The 25,935-nt window shown below is 52.7% G+C and carries 20 protein-coding genes and 1 riboswitch; of the genes, 18 read left to right on the top strand and 2 right to left on the bottom strand.

From position 1 onward, the window contains the following. Window positions 1–41: 41 nt before the first annotated feature. From galU to M2108_RS15790, 17 genes are all read left to right on the top strand, one after another. Window positions 42–935 carry a UTP--glucose-1-phosphate uridylyltransferase GalU gene (gene galU, locus M2108_RS15870; protein ID WP_082707628.1) on the top strand — a complete coding sequence of 298 codons (894 nt, stop codon included), beginning with the start codon at window positions 42–44 and terminating at the stop codon, window positions 933–935. Between the two features lie 35 nt (window positions 936–970). After that, window positions 971–1,663, top strand: coding sequence for a sugar transferase (locus tag M2108_RS15865; protein ID WP_277470366.1), 693 nt, complete (start codon window positions 971–973; stop codon window positions 1,661–1,663). A 25-nt stretch (window positions 1,664–1,688) separates the two neighbouring features. After that, complete coding sequence (locus tag M2108_RS15860; RefSeq protein ID WP_277470365.1) at window positions 1,689–2,624, top strand: glycosyltransferase; 936 nt, start codon at window positions 1,689–1,691, stop codon at window positions 2,622–2,624. A 9-nt stretch (window positions 2,625–2,633) separates the two neighbouring features. Next, window positions 2,634–3,980, top strand: coding sequence for an O-antigen ligase family protein (locus M2108_RS15855; protein WP_277470364.1), 1,347 nt, complete (start codon window positions 2,634–2,636; stop codon window positions 3,978–3,980). Further along, window positions 3,977–4,750 carry a WecB/TagA/CpsF family glycosyltransferase gene (locus tag M2108_RS15850; RefSeq protein ID WP_068720658.1) on the top strand — a complete coding sequence of 258 codons (774 nt, stop codon included), beginning with the start codon at window positions 3,977–3,979 and terminating at the stop codon, window positions 4,748–4,750. Before M2108_RS15855 ends, M2108_RS15850 begins: the two co-directional genes overlap by 4 nt. Before the next feature lie 80 nt (window positions 4,751–4,830). After that, window positions 4,831–6,276: an O-antigen ligase family protein gene (locus M2108_RS15845; RefSeq protein WP_346780566.1), complete on the top strand. Its 1,446-nt coding sequence runs from the start codon at window positions 4,831–4,833 to the stop codon at window positions 6,274–6,276. Then, a complete protein-coding gene (locus M2108_RS15840) occupies window positions 6,242–7,630 on the top strand; it encodes an oligosaccharide flippase family protein (RefSeq protein ID WP_277470362.1) in 1,389 nt (462 codons plus the stop codon). Before M2108_RS15845 ends, M2108_RS15840 begins: the two co-directional genes overlap by 35 nt. Window positions 7,631–7,644: 14 nt before the next feature. Then, complete coding sequence (locus tag M2108_RS15835) at window positions 7,645–8,502, top strand: glycosyltransferase family 2 protein (RefSeq protein ID WP_277470361.1); 858 nt, start codon at window positions 7,645–7,647, stop codon at window positions 8,500–8,502. Then, window positions 8,489–9,682 carry a glycosyltransferase family 4 protein gene (locus M2108_RS15830; protein WP_277470360.1) on the top strand — a complete coding sequence of 398 codons (1,194 nt, stop codon included), beginning with the start codon at window positions 8,489–8,491 and terminating at the stop codon, window positions 9,680–9,682. Before M2108_RS15835 ends, M2108_RS15830 begins: the two co-directional genes overlap by 14 nt. Next, window positions 9,676–10,815 carry a glycosyltransferase family 4 protein gene (locus M2108_RS15825; protein ID WP_277470359.1) on the top strand — a complete coding sequence of 380 codons (1,140 nt, stop codon included), beginning with the start codon at window positions 9,676–9,678 and terminating at the stop codon, window positions 10,813–10,815. The genes M2108_RS15830 and M2108_RS15825 overlap by 7 nt, the downstream gene beginning before the upstream one ends. A gap of 45 nt (window positions 10,816–10,860) precedes the next feature. Then, window positions 10,861–11,961 (top strand): glycosyltransferase, encoded by a 1,101-nt coding sequence (locus M2108_RS15820; RefSeq protein ID WP_277470358.1) that lies wholly within the window; start codon window positions 10,861–10,863, stop codon window positions 11,959–11,961. A 4-nt stretch (window positions 11,962–11,965) separates the two neighbouring features. After that, complete coding sequence (locus M2108_RS15815) at window positions 11,966–13,303, top strand: UDP-glucose dehydrogenase family protein (RefSeq protein WP_277470357.1); 1,338 nt, start codon at window positions 11,966–11,968, stop codon at window positions 13,301–13,303. A 424-nt stretch (window positions 13,304–13,727) separates the two neighbouring features. Beyond that, window positions 13,728–15,101 (top strand): sugar phosphate nucleotidyltransferase, encoded by a 1,374-nt coding sequence (locus M2108_RS15810; protein ID WP_277470356.1) that lies wholly within the window; start codon window positions 13,728–13,730, stop codon window positions 15,099–15,101. A gap of 138 nt (window positions 15,102–15,239) precedes the next feature. Further along, a riboswitch (cyclic di-GMP riboswitch) is annotated at window positions 15,240–15,319 on the top strand. 10 nt (window positions 15,320–15,329) lie between these two features. After that, window positions 15,330–18,269, top strand: a complete 2,940-nt coding sequence (locus tag M2108_RS15805; RefSeq protein ID WP_280777084.1) for a PA14 domain-containing protein — start codon at window positions 15,330–15,332, stop codon at window positions 18,267–18,269. A gap of 215 nt (window positions 18,270–18,484) precedes the next feature. Beyond that, complete coding sequence (locus M2108_RS15800) at window positions 18,485–20,002, top strand: glycosyl hydrolase (RefSeq protein ID WP_277470354.1); 1,518 nt, start codon at window positions 18,485–18,487, stop codon at window positions 20,000–20,002. A 31-nt stretch (window positions 20,003–20,033) separates the two neighbouring features. After that, on the top strand, window positions 20,034–22,724 hold the full coding sequence (locus M2108_RS15795; RefSeq protein WP_481856916.1) for a discoidin domain-containing protein: 2,691 nt from the start codon (window positions 20,034–20,036) through the stop codon (window positions 22,722–22,724). Between the two features lie 356 nt (window positions 22,725–23,080). After that, window positions 23,081–23,536: a Dps family protein gene (locus M2108_RS15790; protein ID WP_277470352.1), complete on the top strand. Its 456-nt coding sequence runs from the start codon at window positions 23,081–23,083 to the stop codon at window positions 23,534–23,536. Window positions 23,537–23,629: 93 nt separating this feature from the next. On the opposite strand, the gene M2108_RS15785 is transcribed toward M2108_RS15790, so the two are convergent. Both M2108_RS15785 and M2108_RS15780 read right to left on the bottom strand, forming a co-directional pair. Continuing rightward, complete coding sequence (locus tag M2108_RS15785) at window positions 23,630–24,334, bottom strand: AIM24 family protein (protein WP_068720687.1); 705 nt, start codon at window positions 24,332–24,334, stop codon at window positions 23,630–23,632. Between the two features lie 40 nt (window positions 24,335–24,374). Continuing rightward, window positions 24,375–24,902, bottom strand: a complete 528-nt coding sequence (locus M2108_RS15780) for a coiled-coil domain-containing protein (RefSeq protein ID WP_277470351.1) — start codon at window positions 24,900–24,902, stop codon at window positions 24,375–24,377. A gap of 271 nt (window positions 24,903–25,173) precedes the next feature. On the opposite strand from M2108_RS15780, the gene M2108_RS15775 reads away from it, so the two are divergent. Further along, window positions 25,174–25,860, top strand: coding sequence for a M50 family metallopeptidase (locus tag M2108_RS15775; protein WP_277470350.1), 687 nt, complete (start codon window positions 25,174–25,176; stop codon window positions 25,858–25,860). The last annotated feature ends 75 nt before the right edge of the window (window positions 25,861–25,935 follow it).

Here is a 25,935-nt window from a genome sequence, read left to right as displayed (position 1 = left end):
AGATTTACAATCCTACACATAACGATCAGGAGGTAAGTGCGATGATGAAAAAGGTAAAGAAGGTAATTATCCCTGCAGCTGGGTTAGGAACGCGCTTCCTTCCTGCGACAAAGGCCATGCCTAAGGAAATGCTTCCGATTATCAACAAGCCGACCATCCAGTATATCGTGGAAGAAGCCATCGCTTCCGGCATTGAGGACATTATCATCGTTACCGGTAAGGGCAAGCGGGCGATCGAGGATCACTTTGACAATGCGTTCGAGCTGGAATCCAGACTGCTGGAGGATGGAAAGCTGGAGCTGCTCAAAGAGGTTCAGCGTTCCTCTAAAGTTGAAATCCACTATATCCGCCAAAAAGAAGCGATGGGTCTGGGGCATGCCGTATGGTGCGCACGGCGCTTTATCGGAGACGAGCCTTTCGGCGTTATGCTCGGGGATGACATCGTAACAGGCAATACACCTTGCCTTAAACAACTGATTGACCAGTACGAGGAAACACAGAATTCGGTAATCGGGGTACAGGAAATTCCGGATGAATTCACCAACCGCTACGGGATTATCGAACCGGATCTGCAGGACGGACGGCTCTACCGGGTTAACAACTTTGTGGAAAAACCTCCTCTGGGTACAGCCCCATCTAATCTGGCAATCATGGGACGCTACGTCTTTACTCCAAAAATCTTTAAATACCTGGATCTGCAGGAAAAAGGCGCCGGAGGCGAAATCCAGCTGACCGATGCCATCCAGAAGCTGAACCAGAGCGAACGGGTATATGCCTATAACTTCGACGGAACCAGATATGATGTCGGTGAACGTCTCGGTTACATCCTGACTACACTGGAATTTGCCCTCCAAAGCGATGATCTGCGTTATCCGGTGATGGATGCAATGGCAGAATGGCTCAGCAAAGCCGGACAAACCACACTCAGCAGTTAAAAATACATTTAAACCTTTAGGAGGAATGAGGAGAAATGAGCATGCAAAAACTGCCGGAAGACTACGAGGCCGTCCTGCCGAAACTTTACATGCTACATGCCAAAGAAGGAAGCAAAGGGATGGATTCCTATCTGGTAATGAAGCGGATCATTGATATTCTTTTCTCCGCCCTTGGTCTTCTCGTACTGCTGCCGCTCTTTGCTCTTGTGGCTATCCTGATCAAGCTGGAGGATCCCAAAGGCAAGGTGTTCTTCCGGCAGACCAGAGTGGGCAAGGACGAAGTGCTGTTTCCAATGTATAAATTCAGATCCATGGTTTCTAATGCCGAGGAACTGAAAGAAAGTCTTAAGGCTTACAACGAAGTGAGCGGGGCGATGTTCAAGATCAAAAATGACCCCCGCATCACCCGGATCGGAAGATTCATCCGCAAGACGAGCATTGATGAACTGCCTCAGCTCTGGAACGTGCTGATGGGCCATATGAGTCTGGTCGGTCCCCGTCCTCCGCTCGTTGAAGAGGTGGCGCAGTATACGGATTACGACAAGCAGCGGCTGCTGGTTACGCCGGGCTGCACCGGATACTGGCAGGTGAATGCCAGAAACAGTGTCGGTTTTGACGAAATGGTGCAGCTGGACCTGACTTATATCCATATCCGGAGCACGATGCTGGATCTGAAGATCATTTTCAAAACCGGACTGATGCTGCTCGGTTCCAAGGACGCTTATTAAAAATATGGGAATTGGGTGATTGCCGATGACTGAGTACGGAGACATCCCTAAGGTTTCCATTATTATCTGCACCTATAACAGGTCGGCCCTGCTGGTTAAAACCCTTCAGTCGCTGATCGGACTTGAGAATCTGCATCAGGCTGAAATCATTGTGGTGGATAATAACTCACCGGATGGTACGGCAGCAGCGATCAAGGGCTTCATAGGGAGTCATGGTACAGAAATGGATATCCGTTATCTTCTGGAGCCGGTACAGGGATTGTCGGCGGCCCGGAATACAGGAATTCTAGCTTCCAAATCGCAGATCATCGCTTTCCTCGATGATGACGCGATACCTTGCCGGAATTGGATTACAACCATAATCAACACCTTTGATGAGAGGCCGGAAGTCATGGCCATGGGCGGAAAGGTGGCCCCGATCTTCGAAAGCAAGCGCCCGGACTGGTTGATCAAGCCGTTCGAACTGCCTTACACCATCGTGGATCTCGGAGGCAAGGTCAGAGAATATCCGAAGCGGCTGCATCCGTGCGGAGCCAATATGGCGATGCGCAAGCTGGCATTCGATATCAGCCTGTTCCCGCTGGATCTCGGAAGAAAGGGCGATTCCCTCATCTCCGGTGAGGAAACCTGGCTCTTCGGGCAGCTGCAGAAGCAGGGACACACCATCCTGTATCACCCACAAATGGCCGTAGACCATTTCGTGGCTGCAGGGCGTCTGACCGAAGACTGGATTATGAAAAGGTATTACAGCCAGGGCATCTCCAACGCCATGAAAAGCGAAGGGCTGAAGGGTAATCTGCTGCTGCTGGGCAAAACGGCCGCCAAAATCGTGTACGTCATGGCCGATTCAGTCTTTTCCAGAAGCCAGGGCAGAAAGCTGCTGAACAAGTGCCGGCTGGAAAGTATTCGGGGGACGCTTCATATGTTTTGGAACCGGAAAAGGGAATCTGCAGCGGGGTGAGGGAAGACAATGACTAATTTTGAGTGGGGCACCAAACTAAACGCTTTGCCATACGGAATGCTCTACCTCGTGTCCGCACTGTTTCTGGGGACCGCGGTCATTTACCAGCCGGTATTTGCGGTAGCGGCCGTACTCTTGATTATTTTACTAACTGTCTCCATCTCACGCCCCGATGTTATCAGTTATTTCGTACTGCTGACGACAGCGGTCTCGATCAACTTTTTGTTCAGCGGCAGCATGTTCGGTTTCGAAATTCTCTCGCTTTACAAGCTGGTAATCCTGATGCTGCTGGTACCCTGCATTCTGGTGAACGGACTGAGATTCAAGCTGAGTCCCCCCTTGTGGGCTATGTTCATTCTGGTGATTATCACCTTCGGCTTCTCCATCTGGCTGCCGGAGATGAGCTCTTCCATTGCTGTAAAAGCTTTTATCGGACTGTCGCTCCCCTTCGTGTTTCTCCTGATCAACTGGAAGAAGGAGGTCGCCGATAAGCAGATCCGCATTCTCGCGAGTCTGCCCGTAATCAGTGTAGGGATAGGGATACTGCTGCAGATAGCAGGCATGCACTCCCTTCTGTCCATTGAATTTACAGGTGCTGTACGGCTGCAGGGAGCAAATATTGCACCGCATCTGGCGATGCTGGCGTTCATGGGCGTGGCGATCTGCTTCATAGAGATCAAGCGCAGCCCGCAGCATATCCGGCTTTTTTACACCCTGCTGGGTCTGAACTTTCTGATTCTTGTCGGAACAGGAACGAGAGGGCCGATGCTGGCACTCGTACCTATGGTTCTCTATTATTTCTACGACATCTCGCGCCAGTATTTAAAAGGCAAGTCACAGTACCTGTTCCTGCTTCTGGGCGGGGGGATCGTACTCTCCGCAGCTGTCTATCTGCAGCTGGATAATCTCAGAAAACGCTCCTTTGAGCGGACTACCGAGACGGGGATTGACCTGTCGGGCCGGACGGAAGCCTGGGAGTTTTTCCTGAACAAGGCAGCCGGGTCGCCCTGGGCGGGCCGGGGACTTGGATCAGCCACCGTAGCCAATGACGGTACACTCTATTACGGGTTTGTTGTTCCGCATAACGAGTACATCCGGTTTTACTACGATGGAGGGTATATCGGCGCCATCCTGCTAATGCTTTCTTTACTGGCTGTGTTTCTTGTGGTTTACAGAGCTTTGGCGCCGCGGGTCAGACCTTATTACGCACTCTTGATTGCAGCGTTTCTAGTATATTCCTTTTCAGATAACACGCTGTCGACGGTCCAATTCATTATTCCGTTCTGTTGGTACCTGAACTGCCTATATCGATCTTCACAGCCAACCGATTCCCCACAAAAAGAAGTGATACGATGAATCAAGTGAATATGTTCGATGTTAACTTTAATAACTATGACTTCATGGACTTGCTTGATTACATCGACAAAACGATTCAGGAAAGGAACCAGTCCTACATCCTGACCTGCAATGTCGATCATGTAATCAAGCTGCGCAAGGACAAAGAGTTCCAGGCCGTTTATTCAGAGGCGGGCGCAGTCGTCGCAGACGGGATGCCGCTGATCTGGGCTTCAAAGATGCTTGGCAAGCCGCTCAAGCAGAAGGTATCCGGTTCGGATCTCTTCAGCCGTCTGGGCAACGCCTTCGAGCAAAGGAAGTACCGGCTGTTCTTCCTCGGCTCCGCGGAAGGCGTACCGGAAAAGGCGACAATGAATTTAAAAGCGGCTTATCCCGGCATCAATGTTGTCGGTTGCTACTCTCCCTCCTATGGCTTCGAGCATAACGAGGAGGAGAACCGGCACATCATCAAGATGCTGACGGACAGCCAGCCGGATATTGTATTCGTCGGAGTGGGCGCGCCGAAGCAGGAGAAATGGATTTACCGCCATTACACCTCTTACCAGGCTCCGATTTCGATCGGCGTCGGCGCAACCTTTGATTTCCTCTCCGGTTCCGTGAAGCGGGCGCCGGACTTTATGCAGAAGACAGGGCTTGAATGGTTCTGGCGGCTAAGCCAGGAGCCGGGAAGGCTCTGGAAGAGATATCTTGTAGACGATGCCCAATTCCTGGTTCTGCTGCTCAAGGAGCTGCGCAAGAAAGACCGTGTAAAGGGCAGAAGCCTTGAATAATTACAGTTGCCGGCAGGAGGTGGGGAACGAAGATGACGGAGCAGAATGAGAGCAGTATATCGCTGCCATCCCTGAACACGATGAAATCCGGCGCGGTGACAGCGCTGATCTGCGCCATATGTCTTGGCCTTCCGCTGATCATCGGGTTCGCCAGCGCACAGCTAAGTGCCTCCGACAGTTTGCAGGGAGCCATTCTGGCAGGGCTACTCTTTCCCGCCTTCCTGCTGGCACTGCTGAAGCCCAAACTGCTGATTGCCTACACGCTGCTCATCTGGGCAGTGGCCCCGGAGCTGCGGCGGATCGCCGACTGGTCAGAAGGGGTATACCATTCCGTATCCCTGCTCAGCCTGGCGCCGCTGCTGACGGGTGCAACCCTTGCCATTCCGGTGCTGCGGGAAATTCACCGGATCCGCAAGTCATCATCCCGGATCATTCTGTTGTTCTCAGTGGCACTGGCTTACGGCGCAATGATCGGGCTGGCCAAGAACGGCGTGGGCTCGGTGTACGATCTGGCGAACTACATCGTACCGCTGCTGCTGATTCCGTTCTTTGCGGTTACCCGGTTCACGCCGAAGGATATTGACCGGCTGCTGTACGCTTTTGCCAACATTGCCGTGCTGGTAGCCATCTACGGCATCATCCAGTATCTGACCGTTCCGCCATGGGATGCCTTCTGGATGCGCAATGCGGATATGATCTCCATCGGAACGCCGTATCCGCTGGAAGTCCGGGTGTTCTCCACGCTGAATTCACCCGGGCCTGCCGCTACCTTCCTGGTATTCGCCCTGGTGCCGATGATTCTGGAGCGGAGATGGCAGGGTACGCTGCGCTGGATCGGCGTCCTGCTCGTCGTAATTTGCCTGCTGACCACGCTGGTCCGCTCGGCCTGGCTGGTGCTGCTGGTGATGCTGCTGGTCTACATCGCTTCCTCCCCTTCCAAAGGCAAGTGGAAGACGCTGCTCCAGCTCGGTTTTGTTGCCGCTGCACTGTTCTGGATCGTTCCGAAGCTTCCGGGTGCAGAAGGGTTGGTCGCACGGATGGAGACATTAACCTCGGTACAGGAGGATCACTCCTACAATGAGCGGCTCGTCCTCTGGCAGAACATGGTACCGCTGGTAGCCTCGAATCCCGTTGGTCAGGGAATTGGCAGTGTAGGTCAGAGTACCAAGCTGGGTAACGGAGGCGAACTTGGCGAGTACGGCAATATGGATAACGGGTTTATCGCATTGCTGCTCACCTTCGGGGTACTGGGGGCCTTGTTCTTCTTCGGCGCACTGGGCGTCGTCATCAAACAGATTGCCCAGAGGGTCACGAGTAAGGACAGTCTTCAGCCGTACGCCAGGCTTTCACTGGCAGCTTGGACAGGAGCGGTCGTCAGCCTGCTATCCGATAACGGCTTCCCGGGACTGAAGGGATACCTGATCTGGATGCTGATTGGCCTTGGCCTCGGCGCCAAAGAGATTATTGAGAGTAGAAAGAAGGGAACACCGCATGCAGCAGTCGAACGCCAAATCACTTCCCACTAGCGCGGTCTGGTCCTCGCTCAAACGGTTTACCAAGAGCAAGAACAACAGCTCGGCGGCAGTCAAAACCATGATGGTCAGCGTGCTGATCCTGCTGGTCAATATGCTGACCGGCGTGCTGACCGCCCGCTACCTCGGACCATCCGGCCGCGGGGAACAGACGGCGATGGTGAACTGGTCACAGTTCCTGGCGTTCAGCATGAGCTTCGGGATTCCGTCGGCGCTGATCTACAACGCCAAGAAGAACCCCGATGAAGCCGGTGTGCTGTACCGGGTCGCACTGCTGATCGGCCTGGGTTTCGGGATAATAGCGATGACAGTAGGGATTTTCGTTCTGCCGTATTGGCTCGATTCCTTCAGTTCAGAGGTTGTCTTGTTCGCGCAAGTGTCCATGATCCTATGCCCGCTGATTGTGGTCTCACAGATCAACAATGCGGCCTTTCAGTTCAGGGGGGATTACAAAACCTTCAACTGGCAGCGGTATCTGGTGCCGCTTCTGACGCTGGCGGTCATCGGCATTCTGATCCTTACCGGCAGTATGAATCCATATACTACCGCACTGGCTTATCTGATTCCTTCGGTGCCGCTGTTCATCTGGATGACGCTGCTCCTGCTGCGTACCTACAAAGTAAAGATGAGAAACACTTACCGTAATTTCAAAAGACTGTTCACCTACGGGCTTGGCTCTTACGGTAATGATCTGCTCGGCCAGTTCTCTACATACATTGACCAGATCATTATCGCCGGCCTGCTGCGGCCGGCCGACCTGGGGCTGTATGCCGTGGCGGTAAGCCTGTCGCGGATGGTCAACTTTTTCTCGAATTCCATTACTGTGGTGCTGTTCCCGAAAGCCTCCGAGCTTTCGAAAGATGAAGCAATCTCGCTGACCTTCAAGGCTTTCCGGATCAGCACCACCTGCACGCTGTTAGGCGCACTATTCCTGATGCTGGCTGCCCCCTTTGTTATCCCGCTGCTGTACGGCAAGGATTTCAACACTGCACTGACGGTATTCCGGCTGCTGCTGCTGGAGGTAACGATCAGCGGAGGCACCCTGATTCTGGCTCAGACCTTCATGGCGCTCGGCAAACCGAAGTTTGTATCCATCCTGCAGGGGGTGGGCCTGATTCTTGTAATCCCGCTGCTCTTCCTGCTGGTGCCAAAGTTCGGATTATTCGGAGCGGGAGTGGCGATGCTGTCATCGGCAATGCTCCGCTTCCTGTTCATTATTCTTAATATCAGATACAACCTGAAAGTTAAGCTTCCCCGCCTGCTGATCAGCAGGGAGGACATCCAATGGATGAAGACAACGATGAATTCTTATATCCGCAAGAAACCGGCGGATCCAGCAGTTAAGTAAAGGAGGATACCTTCATGGATTCAGTAACAAGCGTGCTTGGCAGCCCGGGCAGTTACCCGATTTCGGTTGTCATCATTGCTCAGGATGACGAAGTTCGCATATCCAAAGCAATTCAGTCCTGCCGACTCTTCGCCGACGAGGTTGTGGTAATCGACGGGGGAAGCAAGGACGGGACGGTGCAGCTGGCCGAAAGCCTCGGCTGCCGGGTATACGTCAACCCGTGGCCCGGATATGCCAAACAAAGGGAATTCGGAGTGGAACGCGCCGTCCATGATTGGGTCTTCCTGATTGATACCGACGAAGTGGTCAGCGATGAGCTGGCACAGGATATTCTGCAGCGCAAGCCGGGGCTGACTGACCGGGGCGTAGCCTTCTCGCTTTACCGGATCGGTGATTTCCTGGGCAGATGGCTGGACAAAGGGGAGTACCTGGTCCGCCTGTATAACCGCAAGGAGTACGGCATCCGCAATTCCCTGGTGCATGAGATGCCCGAGGTTGAGGAGGAACGGACGGTCCGGCTGAACGGAGTGCTGTGGCATCAGGGCTTCCGCAGCATCAACGACCATGTGGCCCGCTTCAACAAATACACCGACCTGGAGGCACAGGCGGCATTCGAAAAAGGCAAGCCGTTCAAGCTGAGAAACCTGCTGCTGCGGCCGCCGGCACGCTTCCTGCAGAAATACTTCCTGCATGGCCTGTTCAAGAAAGGCATTTCCGGATTTGCGGTATCCGTATTCTGGGTGATGTATGAATTCATGGTCGGCTTCAAGCTTTACGAATTAACCAGCTCCAGCAGGCTGGCCCGGCATAACGCGCAGGGTCAGGCGGAGAAAGGGAAGAAGAAGGGGGAGAGAAGCTATGCCGTACAGTGACGGACTGAACATTATGACGACCGGCCTTAGCTGGCCGTCGCTGCAGCCCGGCGGGCTCAACACGTATTTCAAATCTGTCTGCGAGCAGCTCTCCACACGCAACCAGGTGCATGCGCTGATCTGCAGCCAGGAGACACCGCCGACTCCCAAGGATCTGATCATCCATAATGCGGGCGATCCCAAAGAGACGATCTGGAAGCGCAGAGATGCCTTCCAGCGCAAAGCGGCAGATCTGATGGGCAACGGCAGCGGACGCATCGACATCCTGTACTCGCACTTTGCCCCATACGGCGTAGGGCCGGCGATTGAGGCAAAGAAGCGGGGGATTCCGGTCATCATGACCTTCCACGGTCCGTGGAATGAAGAGATGAAGATCGAGGGCCAGGGCATCAAGCACCGGGTCAAGACGACCATTGCCAAGTCCATCGAACGCAAGGCCTACAAGCTGGCAGATAAATTTATTGTCCTTAGCGAGTATTTCCGTGACGTGCTGCATCAGCTGCACGGAGTGCCGCTGCACAAGATCGTCGTGATTCCGGGAGCGGCCAATATCGAACGCTTTGTTCCGGCGAACAACCGGCTGGCGGTACGTCGGACACTGAATCTGCCGGAAGGGGCAACCACCGTGCTGACCGTGCGGCGGCTGATGAACCGCATGGGGCTGCTGCAGCTGCTGGATGCCTGGAAGCAGGTGTCGGAGCGCTTCCCGAACGCGATTCTGCTGATCGGCGGCAAAGGGCCGCTGCGGGGCGAGCTTGAAGAAAAAATCGCCGATTACGGCCTTGGCAACAAGGTCCGGCTGCTCGGATATATTCCCGATCATGAGCTGGCCTCCTACTACCAGGCAGCCGACATGTTCGTGGTTCCCTCACAGGCGCTGGAGGGATTCGGGCTGATTACCGTCGAGGCATTGTCCTCCGGACTTCCGGTTATGGCTACCCCGGTAGGCGGCAACAAGGAAATTCTCCAGGGCTTCCGGCCGGAGCTGCTGTTCAAGAGTGCAGCCAGCGACGATATGGCAGAGGGTATGATTCATATGCTCAGCAACCGAAAGCTCCTGCCGAGCCGTGAAGAATGCCGTGGCCATGTACTTGAGAAGTACACCTGGCAGCATGTCGGGGATCAGGTTGAATCGGTATTTCTGCAGACTTTGGGAAAGGGTGTGGCCGCAGGATGCTAAAAGTAGCCTATATTGATCACACCGCCAAGTGGAGCGGAGGAGAGGTTGCCTTATTCAATATCCTCACCAATATCGGAGAAAATGTGCAGCCGCTCGTCATTCTGGCCGAAGAAGGTGCGCTTGCTGAACGGCTGCGCGAAAAGGGCATTGATGTCCGCGTAATTCCGCTGGATGAGAGCATCCGCAGCCGCGGCCGCAACGCCGTCAATCTTGGAGCTCCGGCAGCAGCAATCAAGCTGCTGGCCTACGGCAGCAAGCTGGCTCCCCTGCTGAAGCAGGAGAAGGTGGACTGTGTGCATACCAATTCGCTGAAATCAGCGTTCTACGGTGCAGTCGCCGCCAAGAAAGCGGGCGTGCCGCTGATCTGGCATATCCGGGACCATATCGGCGCCCCTTACTTAAAGCCGGTGGTCGCCAAGGCCATCCGCATGATGTCGCGCATGCTGCCGAACGGGGTCATCGCCAATTCGCACTCTACGCTGAGCGCTCTGGAGCTGCCGCAGACGAAAAAGACACTCGTTGTCTACTCCGCCTTCGCCAAGGCGATCAGTGAAGGGACCCGCAGACGGGACCAGAAGGACTTCAACGTGCTGCTGGTCGGACGGCTGGCACACTGGAAAGGCCAACATGTCGTGCTGGAGGCAGCCAAAGCCTTCAAGCAGGACAGCAGAGTGAAATTTTGGCTGGCCGGCGATGCGCTGTTTGGAGAAGAGGAATACAAACAGGAATTGATCCGGACGATTCAGCAGAATGATCTGACCAATGTCAGTCTGCTGGGCCATGTGGATGACATACAGGGATTAATGCAAAAAGCCGATCTGCTGATTCACACGTCGGTTACGCCTGAGCCGTTCGGCCAGGTCATTGTTGAAGGCATGGCAGCCGGGCTGCCGGTCATCGCCTCGAATGAAGGCGGGCCTGTAGAGATTGTAGTACCGGGTGTAACCGGAATGCTGATCCAGCCTGGAGACGCAGGGATACTCGCAGAATCCATCACATGGATGCTGGAACATCCCGAGGAGCGCAGACGGATGGCCGAGAATGGAACGAAACGGGTGAAAGAGCATTTTGTCATCGAGAATACCGTCAAGGACATTGTTGATTACTACAAAGGACTGCTGGCGGCAACCTGATTGTGCTTGATGATGCGGCTCCATAAAACTTTGAGGATGATTCACATGAAAATTGCGATAGCGCACGATTACTTAATCCAAATGGGCGGGGCGGAAAGAGTAGTGGAGGTATTCCACCACATGTATCCGGAGGCTCCGATCTTCACAACCGTGTTTAACGGAAGCCGATTGACCGACAACCTCAAAGACGCGGACATCAGAGCCTCCTGGCTGCAGAAAATTCCGGGAGTGAAGACCAACTTTAAAGGGGTGCTGCCGCTATATCCCATGGCCATCCGTGATCTGGATTTTCGCGGATATGATATCGTCCTGAGCTCCAGCAGTGCTTTTATGAAAAGCATTCAGGTGCCCGAATCGACGTTCCATCTCTGCTATTGCCATACGCCGATGCGCTTTGCCTGGGATTATGACACTTACATGGAGCGGCAGACCAACTCCGGACTGTTCAAAAGACTGCTGAAGATCTACATGCAGCGGCTCAAGAACTGGGATCAGCGGACGAGTAAAAATGTTAACCAGTTCGTAGCTAACTCTTCCGTCGTGAAGACGCGGATCCAGAACTATTATCACCGCGATGCGGATATTATCTTTCCGCCGATCAACACCGCACGCTTCAGCAGCTCGAAATCAATCGGCGACTACTACCTGATCGTCTCACGGCTTGTTTCCTACAAGCGGATCGATCTCGCAGTGGAGGCTTTTAACCGCAACGGGCTGAAGCTGTTCATCGTCGGTGACGGACCGGACCGCAAGCGTCTGGAAGGCATGGCCAAGGGCAATGTATCCTTCCTGGGCCGGCTGGAGGATGCTGAGGTAACGGGCCTTATGTCGCAGTGCCGGGCCTTTATTTTTCCGGGCGAAGAAGATTTCGGTATCACGCCGCTGGAGGCGAATGCTGCAGGAAGACCGGTTATTGCTTACCAGGCCGGAGGGGCGCTGGATACAATCGTGCCTTATGTGAACGGCGTATTTTTTCAGCATCAGGAAGTTGACGATTTACTGAAGGCCATAAACGAAGTGGAGTCCTACGCATGGGATATCGGCCGGATTATGGGGCATGCCCGCAAGTTCGATGAACAGGCGTTTATGGTGCAGTTCAAGCAGTATGTAGAGCAAGCCTACGTTAATTTCCTAAAAGGAGGATGATTGTATGAAGCTGGCAGTTATCGGTACCGGCTATGTCGGTCTTGTATCAGGCGTGTGCTTTACATTGAATGGAAACCATGTGATTTGTGTCGATAAGGATGAGGAAAAAATCAACAAGCTTAACCGGATGGAATCACCGATCTACGAACCGGGCATTGAGGCATTGATTGAAATGAATCTGCGTGAAGGCAGATTGTCCTTTTCAGCGGATCTCAAGGAGTCGGTACGCCGCTCCGATATCGTGATCCTGGCTGTAGGAACACCGTCATTGCCTGGCGGCGAAGCCGATTTACAGTATATCGAAGGGGCTGCCGCTGAAATTGCCGATGCCATGGAAGGCTACAAAATCATCATGACCAAGTCCACGGTTCCGGTCGGAACGAATGAACGAATCCGCAAACTCATCGCTTCCCGCACCAATCACCCCTTCGATATTGTCTCCGCTCCTGAATTCCTGCGTGAAGGCTCCGCGATCCGCGATACCCTGCACCCGGACCGTATCGTTATCGGTCTTGACAATCCGCAGCTTGAGCCGACTATGCGCCAGCTTCATCAGGGCTTCACGGAAAACATCTTCGTAACGGACATCCGCAGCGCGGAAATGATCAAATATGCATCCAATGCATTCCTGGCGACCAAAATCTCCTTCATCAACGAGATCGCCAACATTTGTGAAAAAGTGGGAGCTGATGTGACCATGGTGGCGGAAGGCATGGGGATGGACCGGCGAATCGGCTCCTCATTCCTGCAGGCCGGTATCGGTTACGGAGGCTCCTGTTTCCCGAAAGATACCAATGCGCTGATCCAGATTGCCGGGAACGTGGACTACGAGTTCAAGCTGCTGAAATCGGTGGTCGAGGTGAACAAGGACCAGCGGTTCATGATCATCTCCAAGCTGCATGAATCACTAGGCAGCCTGCGCGGCGCCGTAATCGGCATCTGGGGCCTGGCCTTCAAGCCGAACACCGATGATGTCCGTGAGGCTCCGGCCCGCGAGATCGTGGAGGCACTGGTAGCGGAGGGAGCTACAGTGAAGCTGTACGATCCGATCGCCGCCGCCAACTTCCGCGCACAATATGATCATCCGCAGCTGCGCTGGTGCGGCGTGCCGGAGGAGGTTGCGGAAGGCAGTGATGCTGTCTGCCTGCTGACCGACTGGGCACAGTTCAAGGATATTGATCTGCATCACCTGTCCGGCACCATGCGCCGCCAGATCCTGATCGACGGGCGCAACGTCTACTCGAAGGAGCAGATCGAGGGCACGGGCCTGGAATATCATTCCGTCGGCCGTCCGCAGATGGGCGGGCTTAGCGGATATTCTCCGGTTGCCGGCGCGGTTTAATAGCTATAGCACTTAATCTTTAGCTGCCGCTCAACCAAGCGGCAATTCCGGATCTTTAGCAGGGAGCCTTCCCTGTTGGGGGAGCATGCTTTGGATGCTTTTGGAATGCTTGGTGAGGCAAGCAAAGGTTTTTACAACCAAATTTTATGAAATGGAACGGAGAGGAATTTTGGAGCTGTAGGAGCGAATGCGTCCGCCTGAAAGCTTTCCGCAGGAAAGCTCGCTTCGGAAGCTTATGCTGTCTTCGGATTTCTACCGCGGCCAGCGGTTCAAATCAGGAAATCCGAAGACAACAGCGGCCGGAAGCCCAAACATTCCTTGGAGTGACCCTAACAACAGCCCGAGGTTTTGATTTTCTTCCCTGCAAAATGCTCCCAATAACAATCCGAAATTTTTGCGTCACATATACCAAGGAGGGGTTCCCATGAAACTAGTACTTCTATCAGGCGGTTCAGGTAAACGGCTCTGGCCATTGTCCAACGACTCTCGCTCCAAGCAATTTCTGAAAGTACTGGAAAGCCCGGCGGGTGAACCGGAATCAATGGTACAGCGGGTCTGGAGACAGCTGGAGGAAGCAGGGATGACAGGCTCGTCCTACCTCGCTACAGGCCGCAGCCAGGTGGAGTCCATCCAGAGCCAGCTCGGCAGTCATGTGCCGATTATCGTGGAGCCGGAACGCCGCGATACCTTCCCGGCCATTGCGCTGACAGCGGCTTACCTGTACTCCATTGCCGGCGTTTCCCCGTCGGAAACAGTGGCCATTCTGCCTGTCGATCCGTATGTGGAGGCATCCTTCTTCGATACGGTAGTCCAGCTGGAGCAGACGATGGAGGAGAGCGGCGCGAACCTGGCGCTGATGGGTGTAGTGCCTGAACATGCCTCAGAAAAATACGGATATATTATACCTACCAGTGATGCGGCGGGGGCAAGCGGCTACCTGCAGGTAAGCCACTTCCAGGAAAAGCCTGACCGTGTGCAGGCAGAAGGGCTCATCAGCAAGGGCGCCCTTTGGAACTGCGGCGTATTCGCTTTCCGCCTCGGTTATCTGCTGGATATTCTGCAGAGCAAGGGTCTGCCGATTAACTACGAAGAGCTGCAGAAGCAATACAAACTGATGGCTTCCATCAGCTTTGATTACGAAGTGGTGGAAAAAGAAGAAAAGATCGTCGTTCAGCCGTATGCCGGTTTCTGGAAGGATCTGGGCACCTGGAATACGCTGACCGAGGAGATGAGCAGCAATCTGGTCGGCAAGGGAGTGGTTACCTCCGATTCCGAAGGGACCTGCCTGATCAATGAGCTGGATATTCCGATTACCGTTATCGGGGCGAAGGATCTGATCATCGCCGCCAGCCCTGACGGGATTCTGGTTACGCATAAGGCGGAAAGCCCGCGCATCAAGGAAGTGCTCAAATCTCACGAACAAAGACCGATGTACGAGGAACGCCGCTGGGGCCACTACAAGGTAATTGACTATGTGAAATATGATGAGGGCAATGAAGTGCTGACGAAACGGATTTTTATCGAGAAGGGGAAAAATATCAGCTACCAGCTTCACCACAAGCGCAGCGAAATCTGGACCTTTGTAAGCGGGGAAGCCAGCATTGTCATCAATGAAAAGATGCATAAGGTAAAGGCAGGCGATGTCGTCCGCATCCCGGAAGGAACCAAACATGCCATCCTGGCACTGACAGATGTGGAGTTTATCGAGGTGCAGAGCGGCTCCGAGCTGGTGGAAGAGGATAACATCCGGATTACGCTCGATTGGGAAGACATTGAATTACACCAGTTTATTTCATAGGTCTAATTTATCTATTTAACCAATTGTGAAAAGTGTGAAACGGGTATTTGGAACTATTTATTAAGATTTATTCATTTTTGCTATAAACCTACAACTTCATAGAGTCGATACTTACGGTAAGAAGGATAATTCCTTCCAAAACGACAAAGGCAAACCTACTCGAAAGATAGGGACGCAAAGCTATAGGGCCTCTACCAAGTGGCAGCCTGGCTACCGAAAGGAAGATGAATGTTGAAAGCTTACCGTAAGTCTCGTCTGTTGTCTGCCGTATTGTCCGTGGCCGTTTTATTGTCCGCTGTACCTATAGGATTAGGCTTTGCACCGTCATCTGTGCAAGCAGCTTCCGTGACCGGAGCCCCAGTAAATCCCAATGCTTCAGCAGAGGCAGTTAAGCTGCTGGACAAAATGTACGCTATCACCGGCAAGGGGATAATTACAGGACAGCATGATTATTTCGAAAGTCCGGATGAAATCAGCAACAAGCTGAAGACCATAAGCGGACAGTATGCCGCCCTGCACGGCTATGAGCTTGGAGCGATCGGCGGACAGACAGAGAGTGGGGTAGCAGCGCAGCGCAAGAACATCGTCTGGAGCGCTACCAACTGGCATAAAGCCGGCGGTATCGTAGCCATGACTTTTCACCAGAATCTGCCCGGCACCAAATATGAGTGGGGCAATGTGCAGAAAAACATCAGCCAGGCTGAGTTTAACAAGTATGTAACACCTGGAACTGCGGAGTATAATGCCCTGATTGCTGATCTGGATAAAGTGGCTGTTTCGCTCAAAAGTTTACGGGACGCAGGGGTTCCCATCCTCTGGAGACCCTATCATGAAATGAACGGCGGCTGGTTCTGGTGGGGCAAGAAAAATAACTTTGCTCAATTGTGGAATATCATGTATGACCGTTTCGTCAACGTTCATCAATTAAACAATTTGCTGTGGGTGTGGAATCCGAATGCTCCCAATTCCAATTCCGATTCCTACGAGCTGACCTATCCGGGTGCGGATAAAGTGGATGTGCTCGCAGTAGATATATATAATAATGACTTTTTGAACAAATATTATGACAGTCTTCTCAGCCTGGCCGCCGGTAAACCGATTGGTATCGGTGAAAACGGTGAAATGCCGAGCATTGCCAAGCTGAAGCTTTCCCAGCAAAACTATGTTTTCATGATGAACTGGGGAAAAATGCTGTATGAAAACAACAGTAATGATACAATCATAAACTTTATGAATGACAGCTATACCCTTACCCGTGACAAGTATAAGGTATGGGCCGCACCGACGCCGACGCCAACGCCGACGCCAACGCCGACGCCAACGCCGACGCCGACACCGACGCCAACGCCGACGCCGACAGTCAAACCAACGGCTACGCCAACACCAGTGCCAACGGCAACACCGGCACCAACAGCTCTGGTACCAGCTCCGGATTCCGCAGTGCAGGAGCCTGCAGTCAACGGGCTCAAAGGTGAGTATTTCAAGAACATGACGCTGTCTGGTACTCCGGCGCTTGTACGCAATGATGCACAGATTAACTACAGCTGGCGTCAGGCGGCTCCGGATCCGGTACTCCCGGTAGACAGCTTTTCCATCCGCTGGACCGGCCAGATCAAGCCGGCCTACAGCGAAACTTACCAGTTCTTTACCAACTCGGACGACGGCATCCGTGTCTGGGTTAACGGCACAGCAGTCATCGACAGCTGGATGAAGCAGAGCGGTACCGAGCGTACCGGCAGCATTGCCCTGCAGGCCGGACAATTATACGACATTAAAGTGGAGTATTATGAGAATGCCGGCGATGCCAGCGTCCGCCTGATGTGGCAGAGCCCGAGCCAGGCGAAGGTAGTTGTTCCAACCGGCGCACTGTTTGTTAAGAATCCGGCATCCAGCCAGGCAGCAGTAGCACCAACAGCAGTACCAACAGCAGTACCAACAGCAGTACCAACAGCAGTACCAACAGCAGTACCAACACCAGTACCAACACCAGTACCAACACCAGTACCAACACCAGTACCAACACCAGTACCAACAGCCACACCGGTTCCGACACCAGTACAAACAGAAGCGCCGGTATTGGCTGTCAAACCGGGACTGGCTCCGGATTCGGTATTGCAGGAGCCTGCAGTCAACGGGCTCAAAGGTGAGTATTTTAAGAACATGACGCTGTCTGGTACTCCGGCGCTTGTACGCAATGATGCACAGATTAACTACAGCTGGCGTCAGGCGGCTCCGGATCCGGTACTCCCGGTAGACGGCTTTTCCATCCGCTGGACCGGCCAGATCAAGCCGGCCTACAGCGAAACTTACCAGTTCTTTACCAATTCGGATGACGGCATCCGTGTCTGGGTTAACGGTACAGCTGTCATCGACAGCTGGGTGAAGCAAAGCGGAACTGAGCGTACCGGCAGCATTGCCCTGCAGGCCGGACAATTATACGACATTAAAGTGGAGTATTACGAGAATGCCGGCGATGCCAGCGTCCGCCTGATGTGGCAGAGCCCGAGCCAGGCAAAGGTAGTTGTTCCAACCAGCGCACTGTTTGTTAAGGATTCTGCTGACAATACAGCAGTTACAGCTTCGCTGGCGTCGGCAGCAGCAGTAACGGTAACACCGGCGCCTACACCAGCGCCGGCACCGACAGCCACACCGGCACCAACTCCTACAGCTGCACCGGCACCAACATCAGCGCCAACACCAGTACCAACAGCCACATCTGCTCAAGCTGTGGCTGTAAACGGACTGCAGGCCGAATATTTTAACAATATTCAGCTTAGCGGTGCTCCGGCACTGGTGCGTACCGATGCTGTGCTGGACTTCAACTGGCGCCAGGGCACACCCGATGCAGCGATAGGGATTGATTTTTTCTCCGTACGCTGGAGCGGCAAAATCAAACCGCTGTACAGTGAAAACTACAACATATATACCACTTCAGATGACGGCATCCGCGTCTGGGTCGATGGCAATCTGATCATCGACAGCTGGGTGAAGCAGAGCGGAACCGAACGCGTAGGAAGCATCAGCCTGCAGGCCGGGCAATTATATGATATTAAAGTGGAATATTACGAGAACCAAGGAGATGCAAAGGCCAAACTGATGTGGGAAAGTGCCAGCCAAATCAAGGAGGCTGTTCCTGCCAGTGCCTTATTCCTGCCTTCCGTTTCCTGATCAGGAAACGGAGTGTGTTCTGCTGAGTTCTTCGCCGTCACTGATGCTGGTTGAGCTGTTACAATACTAAATCCTCAAAGTCCACACCTTATGGGCCCTGCTTACCGGCAGGGCTACTAAGCTATAGTCCTCATCCGGTTGCAAGAATAGGAATCCCTGCCGGGAATCCTTTTTTGGCACCTGTGCGGCTATGCGGCTGGAGAAAGGAGATAACATTGAACACTTACCGCAAGTACCGGCTGTACACCACTGTCCTGCCCATTATCTTTATCCTTTCTTTGCTGCCCTGGTCCGAGGTGCGCAGTCTTCCTGTTACCCATACACCGGTAGGCCCGGCAGCAGAAATTACCCCGATTAATCCTGACGCTTCCCCGGAAGCGGAAGATTTACTAAGCTATCTGACAAACCTGAGCGGTACCGGACTGATTTCCGGGCAGCATGACTATCTGGAGAGCCCTGATGAATTTAACAAAAAACTGAAGTCAATAAGCGGGCAATCCGCCGTACTGCATGGTTATGAGCTCGGAGCAATTGGCAATCAGCCGAAATCGCTTATAGCCCAGCAGCGCCAGTGGGTTGTGGACAGTGCGATCAGCTGGCATGAGGGCGGAGGCATCGTAGCGATGACCTTCCATCAGAATCTGCCCGGAACCTCTGACGAATGGAAGAATGTCAAGATGGGGTTAAGCCAGGAGAAGTTTGATGCTTATGTGACCCCGGGTACCGCAGAATATAATAAGCTGATTGCTGATATTGATGAAATTGCCGTTTATCTGGAGCAGCTGAAGGAAGCCGGAGTTCCGGTGCTTTGGCGGCCTTATCATGAAATGAACGGGGGCTGGTTCTGGTGGGGGGAGAAGGATAACTTCGTCAAGCTCTGGGACATTATGTATAACCGCTTGACCCGCACACACGGACTGAATAATTTGCTGTGGGTCTGGAATCCGAATGCCCCTAATGAATCGTCTGATGAATATGATCCTTATTTTCCGGGTATCGACAAGGTGGATATTCTGGCTGCAGATATTTACAATAATGATTTCAGGCAATCCTACTATGATAAGCTGCTGAGACTTGCGCAAGGGAAGCCGATCGGCATCGGCGAAAGCGGAGAGCTTCCAGACCCTGTAACATTGTCTCAAACCCAAAGTAAATGGGTATATACGATGACATGGGGGAAAATGCTGACGGAGAATAATAATAACCAGAAAATAACCAGTTTTATGAACAATAAATACATTGTTTCAAGGGATGACTATATTGTTAACCTGGCCAGCAAGGTAGACAAGACAGCCGCTGTTCAGGCCAAAGGCTTAAGGGCACAGTATTTCAATAATATTGACCTGACCGGCGGTGCGGATCTGATCCGCAATGACAGTAAGATCGACTTTAACTGGCATCAGAATTCGCCGGCGGTCGGGATCCAGAAAGATCTTTTTTCCGTCCGCTGGACCGGAACCATTAAGCCTTTGTACAGCGAAAGATATACCTTTATAACCTCCTCGGACGACGGAGTCCGCGTCTGGATCGGCGGCAGGCTGATTATCGACAGCTGGAAGAAGCAGAGCGGCGACAGCCGGGAGGGAAGTATACTCCTAAAAGCCGGAACCCCATATGACATCAAAGTCGAATATTATGAGGATCATGGCAACGCAAGCATTGGTTTACAATGGAAGAGTGCCAGTCAGAAGCAGGGAGTTATTCCCCCGAGCGCATTGACTCCTCCTAAGTAATCTAACCCCGGAAGAAAGCGAGGACAAGGGAATGAGGACCAGAAATAAGAAGAAAAAAACCATTAAACCACTTCATCTACTGCTTAAATTCGCAGCTTTAGCCATCTTGTTTCTAGTGTCCGTTTCTGTCTTCGGAGAGGACGGCACGAAACGGGGCGAGGTGGAGGTAGACATGACCAAACTGTCATCATCAAGTGACGCAGGCCCGCAGCTGCCTGACGGGACTGTGCTGTGGCAGCTTGGCAAGCAGGACGGATCGTCCGCAGAATTTGCGGCAGCCGCTTCTGCCGGTGTCAAAGCCGCCTATACTGTTTCTTCCGCCTCCGGCAAGACGCCTTCAAATCTTCAGAGCGTACCTTCGGGGCTGAGAGGGGATACCAATCCTGAGCTGAGTATCACCTACAATTTGAATAAGATCCCGGAGAACGGGGTCTTATTTCGCGTAAGCATCATTGATGCCTACAAATCCGTCCCCCAGATGAGTGTTTTCTCCAACAGCCAGCTGTCCGGCATCATCCAGATTGCCGGTGTGGCCGGCACAGACAACGAATACAGTTTCCGCAAAACCTATGAGCTTTATATTCCAAAAGAGCAGCTTACAACAGGGAGTAATGAGTTGAAGCTGAAGGCTGCCCGGGGAATCTATTCGTCAAGTATGGAGGATAAGTACAACTGGTGGACCTGGGATGTCCTTAGTCTGGAATCGTTGAATGAGCCGATTCAGGAACCGATTCATGGCAGCTACACACTGACGGGCACGATGGTCAACAATAAGCAGTTTTATTTTGACGAAGGTGCGGTTACCCATCTTCCTTATATTATGAAATGGCTCGGAATAGCATACAGCGGCAACGTTATGCGTACCAGCTGTGCCAGCGACGTCGGCCGCTCCTGCTCAAACATGGCTGATTATTACAAAGTGCTTCAAGATTACAATATGCAGTCGGTGGCTCTCTACCTGCATACCGGAGATATCGAGCTGAATGCTGACGGCTCATTGCCGGCGGATGCAGAGAAGAAGCTGACCGATTACTTCGAGCAATACAGCCCTTATTTTCAATATTATGAGGTTGATAATGAGCCGGGGCTGTTTAACCGTTCCAAAGCAGTTAACCTGGCAATTGCCGACTGGCTGAATACGAAGGGCAAGACCATTGCCCCGCATCTGCAGACTGTGGCACCGGGCTGGGCCTACTGGCCTGAGTATAGAACAGATTCCTGCGGCAATCAGAAAGGGACCGTCAAGCAGTGCGGCGATCCTGACGGCTGGGAGCGTGATCCCGGGCAGAGGGCCGAACTGGAAGAGGTTACGGATTTGACTAACGGACATTCCTACGGGGACTCCTATATTTTCAGCGACGGGGGAAGCTTCACTGAGAATCTCAAAACCTTCGGCGGTGCGGCAGACGGACTCAGCAAAAAAATGCTGACCACTGAATTCGGTACTTCGGATTCACATGTCGATTCTTACCAGTACGGGGCTTCCGAGCCTACGGCAGCGGTATTTGACCGGATCATGCGCGCCCATATCGGTTACGCGGATATGTTTGTGCAGCATGCCGCTTTCTTCAAAAATTTCAGCCTGTTTAAATACGGCTTTAATCTGGAAGAGCATGATCCGGCCAAGACGGAAATCTATTACACCAAAGAAAATGAGGATTCCCGGGTAAGCATTATGCGCAGGCTTAGTCTTGCCTATGCTACGCATGGAGCACCGTTAACCTATCAGATCACCAATAAGGATGAGCTGGCCGACAAGCTGGTCTATGTCCGGGCCGTAGACACCTCAACCCTGGAGCCGCTGGCCGGCAGCGGGGCTACATCCAATAAGGTGCTGGTGAATTTCGTTAACTTTGAAGAAACAGAACAAAAGGTTACGGTTAAGGTCACTATGCCTGAAAAAACGGTATACGAAGGGGAACGTTTTGGCAACGGGGATACCTATGAGGCAGCTCGCACTTATGTAACCGGAAAAAATGCAGCGCCTGAGCTCGAATTCACCGAAACCTTAGCGCCGGGAGAGGCGGTCCAGTATATTCTGGAGCCTTCTTCCGCGGTGGCGGATGCTGCGCCGCAAGGCTTCAAAGCGCAGGCAGTGAAAGGGTTATCCATGAAACTGAGCTGGCTGGAGGCTCCCGGAGCAAGCTATGAGGTGCTCCGGGCCGACGGCTCCGGCGGGGATATGAAGGTTGTAGCCACGAATGTGCAGAGCACCGGATATACCGACAGCAAGCTGAAGGAGGGCACGCTTTATACTTATGCAGTAAGGGTTGCCGGTTCAAGCCTCCTGTCGGACAAAGTGCAGATTACTGCTACAGGTCTGGTTCCGCTGGACCGTTCAGAATGGAAAGTCTCCTCCAACATCAGTACCAGTGTTTCCAATCCGGGCGGTGCCATAGACGGGGACCGGCGCACACGCTGGGATACCGGCAAACATCAGGCATCAGGGGAATATTTTCAGATTGACCTCGGCAAGGCCCATACGGTTGAGGCGGTGGAACTGGATTATACTCTGTCCTCCTATGACTATCCCCGCGGCTATGAGCTGTACGTTTCAGACGATGCGCAGAACTGGAAGCGGGTGGTCAGCGGTAAAGGCCAGCTTAGTATGACCCGGATCTCTTTCCCTCAATTAAAGACGCGTTATATCAAGATTCTGCAGACAGGAGCCGGAGGGAATTACTGGTCCATTCAGGAACTGCAGGTATACTCAAGAGAATAGGGTACAGGAGAGCAGCAATTCTGCATTCTTGTGAAGGGACCCCGCCGCTACCGGCAGGGTTTTTTACTTTGTATAGGAAAGCGGGATTTGCATATGCTAAAAAAGAAGGGGATAATCGCCAGCTATGCAGTTTATGTCAGATTCTATCCCGCCGTCAGGTGATTTATGTCAATATAGCTGTCCTCCGCTGATTGTGATACAAATAACAGGTTTCTCCTATTAGGTATGCTAGAATTTGCAGCAACAAAAGCGAAATACAACCTTGCAGACAGCATATCATTGTGTTATATTGTATATAGATTTAGATTGAGTCTAAATACAATAACAAATAAATTCACTATAGGAGGCTATTTAGAATGAGTACTCAAGTCAATAATCAGACCGAACTGCACGCTGCATTGAACCGCCAGACTGCGAACTGGACCCTGCTTGGAGTGAAGCTGCATCACTACCACTGGTATGTGAGCGGAGCACAATTCTTCACCCTGCATGCCAAGTTCGAAGAGCTCTATACCGAGGCTGCCACCTATGTGGATGATCTGGCTGAACGTCTGCTCGCTATCGGCGGTAAGCCAGCTTCCTCAATGACCCAATACCTGGCCCTCTCCGAGCTGAAGGAAGCTGCCGGCGGCGAGAGTGCGAAAGAAATGGTTGCCCAGCTGATCAAGGATTTTGCACATGTCTCCGAAGAGCTCAAGAGTGCGATCTCCGCTGCGGAGGAGCTTAGCGACCAGCCGACGGCTGATCTTCTGATCGGAATCAGAACCAGTGTCGAGAAGAATGCCTGGATGCTGAACGCTTATCTGGCTTAATAACATGAATTGCTGAGCAGCTGTGCCCTGTGCAGGCTGCTGGAGCATTAAAGTGCCCGTGCGATAACCGCACGGGCACTTTTGATATACAGCCTATTTAATGAATACACCGCCAAATGGCAGCGCTTCACGCAGAAAACGCTTGATGATCCCATCCTCGTCATGCTCCCGTTCAAAGCGGCGGCTCTGGCGGCCTGCCTGAAACAGTACCGGACCGTGGCCGGTCATTTTCCAGTGATAGCTCATATGCTGGCTGGCCAGATGATTGCCGTAAACGGTCAGCTCGAGCCTGGCGTTCTCCGGATAGGCAATAATACTGCCTGCATCCACATACAGCGGCTCCGTAGGATGCAGTTCAGCCTCGCAGACCGTTCCTTCGGTAAGAATGCCGATGCTGCCGTGGCCGGCAAATTTCACCTTCACCACATCGCGGGTCACCAGCATATTCTTCATGCTCAGTACGCGTGTCTGCATTGTAATTCCATTACTGTAGAAGAACAGGTGCCTGAAGTCATAGAGCAGATCGCTTTTGCCGTCCAGCTGCAGGGTTTTGACCTTGTAGCCGGGAGGAAGCGCTGCGACAAACCGGCAGGGTCCGGACAGATCAGAACGGATCAGCTTGCGCTTGCGGTACATGCCCTTGACATCCATCAGCCGGTCAGCCCTTCCAGAGGAGGGGCCCTGATATGCGATTATCTGCTGCGGATGCAGGACATGAACCTCTTCGTTCTCCCCGACAGTAAAAGCAATGGCTTGTCCGCTGCTGCTGTCCCCTTCATCCTGGATGTCAACATTCATCGTTCATACTCCTTCCTGTTAAGAGAGAAACAGATGCTGCTTAACGCAGCCTGTCACGCAGGCTGTCGCTTTTTCTGGATCGGTGGCGCATCATAAAGCGCAGCAGCCGGATGATAAGAAAATAGCCAAGAATAAGGGCAATTCCTGTAATCACTGTAACTTTGATCCGGTTATAATAATTTTCCCGCTCGGTGCGGTCATTTTTGAGTTCATCAACAACGAGGCTAAGCTGGCGGTTCTGCTCCTGCAGGGCCTCATTCTGGGCGCGGTAGCTCTCCATCTGCTCCAGCGTCTGCCCCAGCTGGCTCTGGGTTTCCCCCAGTGCATCAACGGTCTGCCCAAGCTGATCCTTGGTTTGCTGGAGCTCTTCAACTGTCTCCTGATAGCTCTGCTGCAGCTTGTTCACTTCGCCCGGCAGCTCTGAGAAGTTCTGTAATCCATTATATAAATCACTGAAATAATTGGCCTCTGCTGCCGGAGCCGGCAGGTAAATGGACAGACCGAGCAGCAGCAGGGCTGATAGCGTCAGCTTTTTCCATGTGCGGGTTAAAGATTTTATGAGTTTCATATCATTCACCACCTGAAAATAGGTTCGTACTTACTGTTATTTTAGCATAGAGAGGCAGGCCCTGGCACTTTTGATCGAAGTCTGGCAGCATTTTGGCATCTGCCTGACAGACGGTGTGTGATTTTGGCGGATAAGATCAGTTTAAGGACTTTTACCCTGCGGCCTACAGTAGTAACCAAAGAGTAATACAGCGATTCGGACAGGCAGGTTTCAATTGGCTTTTCTAAAATAATGAATATAACGTATACTGTGAACGGGGAGGGCTGATCGTATGAATAAATGGCTGAAGACCGTGCTGTTTCTCGCAGCCTCTGCGCTTTTGACACGCCTGATTCCATTCTCATCGGTGTTTCGCAATCTGGATACGATGTTCCACGAATTCGGGCATGCGCTGGTAACCCTGCTGCTCTCGGGACAAGTGCTGAGGATCGAGCTGTATGCAGACCATAGCGGTGTAACTTATTCGGCAGTAGAAGCAGGGCTTCGGCCAGTGCTGGTATCCCTTTCGGGTTATCCTTTGGCCTCGCTGTTTGCATTGCTGCTGTTTTATTTGTACGCCGCAGGGCGTGAACGCTGGGGGCTGCTGTTATCCTCGCTGGTCGCTCTCATTATGCTGGTGCTGTATGTCAGGGGCGGCTTCGGCATGCTCTGGCTGGGCGGGTTCATCGCCCTTAATCTGTCCCTGCTGTACATCTGGCCCAAGGCACTCAAATACTATTATCTGTTCCTGGCCTTTCTGACGCTGGAAGAGTCGGTAATGGGCACATTGTTTCTGCTCTCAGCATCGCTGCTGACACCGTCCAGAGCGGGAGATGCGGCAAATCTGGCCGGACTTACCGCTTTGCCTGCCGTTTTCTGGGCTGCATTATTCTTTCTGTTTTCCTTGCTTTGTGCCAAATGGTCGCTCGCCTGTTTTTTCAGAAAGGAACGGGCTAAGGTTACAAGGGGGAGCAGGTGAAGGACAGACGAGAATTTCGTCAGATTTAGACAAAAGGACATCAATTCAAAAAGAGCCAATCTGCTTTTTAAGCAG

The organism is Paenibacillus sp. PastM-3 (genome assembly GCF_029893965.1).
Taxonomy (GTDB): domain Bacteria; phylum Bacillota; class Bacilli; order Paenibacillales; family Paenibacillaceae; genus Paenibacillus_AQ.
Note: the sequence above shows the minus strand (reverse complement) of the source record. Positions and strands in the feature narration are given on the sequence as shown.

Coding starts and splice junctions, on each gene's coding strand:
- M2108_RS15855 (WP_277470364.1), top strand. CDS start 2,634: ATGACTAATTTTGAGTGGGGCACCAAACTAAACGCTTTGCCATACGGA.
- M2108_RS15790 (WP_277470352.1), top strand. CDS start 23,081: ATGAGTACTCAAGTCAATAATCAGACCGAACTGCACGCTGCATTGAAC.
- galU (WP_082707628.1), top strand. CDS start 42: ATGATGAAAAAGGTAAAGAAGGTAATTATCCCTGCAGCTGGGTTAGGA.
- M2108_RS15860 (WP_277470365.1), top strand. CDS start 1,689: ATGACTGAGTACGGAGACATCCCTAAGGTTTCCATTATTATCTGCACC.
- M2108_RS15775 (WP_277470350.1), top strand. CDS start 25,174: ATGAATAAATGGCTGAAGACCGTGCTGTTTCTCGCAGCCTCTGCGCTT.
- M2108_RS15795 (WP_481856916.1), top strand. CDS start 20,034: ATGAGGACCAGAAATAAGAAGAAAAAAACCATTAAACCACTTCATCTA.
- M2108_RS15785 (WP_068720687.1), bottom strand. CDS start 24,334: ATGAATGTTGACATCCAGGATGAAGGGGACAGCAGCAGCGGACAAGCC.
- M2108_RS15810 (WP_277470356.1), top strand. CDS start 13,728: ATGAAACTAGTACTTCTATCAGGCGGTTCAGGTAAACGGCTCTGGCCA.
- M2108_RS15830 (WP_277470360.1), top strand. CDS start 8,489: ATGCCGTACAGTGACGGACTGAACATTATGACGACCGGCCTTAGCTGG.
- M2108_RS15835 (WP_277470361.1), top strand. CDS start 7,645: ATGGATTCAGTAACAAGCGTGCTTGGCAGCCCGGGCAGTTACCCGATT.
- M2108_RS15840 (WP_277470362.1), top strand. CDS start 6,242: ATGCAGCAGTCGAACGCCAAATCACTTCCCACTAGCGCGGTCTGGTCC.
- M2108_RS15845 (WP_346780566.1), top strand. CDS start 4,831: ATGAAATCCGGCGCGGTGACAGCGCTGATCTGCGCCATATGTCTTGGC.
- M2108_RS15815 (WP_277470357.1), top strand. CDS start 11,966: ATGAAGCTGGCAGTTATCGGTACCGGCTATGTCGGTCTTGTATCAGGC.
- M2108_RS15850 (WP_068720658.1), top strand. CDS start 3,977: ATGAATCAAGTGAATATGTTCGATGTTAACTTTAATAACTATGACTTC.
- M2108_RS15805 (WP_280777084.1), top strand. CDS start 15,330: ATGTTGAAAGCTTACCGTAAGTCTCGTCTGTTGTCTGCCGTATTGTCC.
- M2108_RS15825 (WP_277470359.1), top strand. CDS start 9,676: ATGCTAAAAGTAGCCTATATTGATCACACCGCCAAGTGGAGCGGAGGA.
- M2108_RS15780 (WP_277470351.1), bottom strand. CDS start 24,902: ATGAAACTCATAAAATCTTTAACCCGCACATGGAAAAAGCTGACGCTA.
- M2108_RS15820 (WP_277470358.1), top strand. CDS start 10,861: ATGAAAATTGCGATAGCGCACGATTACTTAATCCAAATGGGCGGGGCG.
- M2108_RS15865 (WP_277470366.1), top strand. CDS start 971: ATGAGCATGCAAAAACTGCCGGAAGACTACGAGGCCGTCCTGCCGAAA.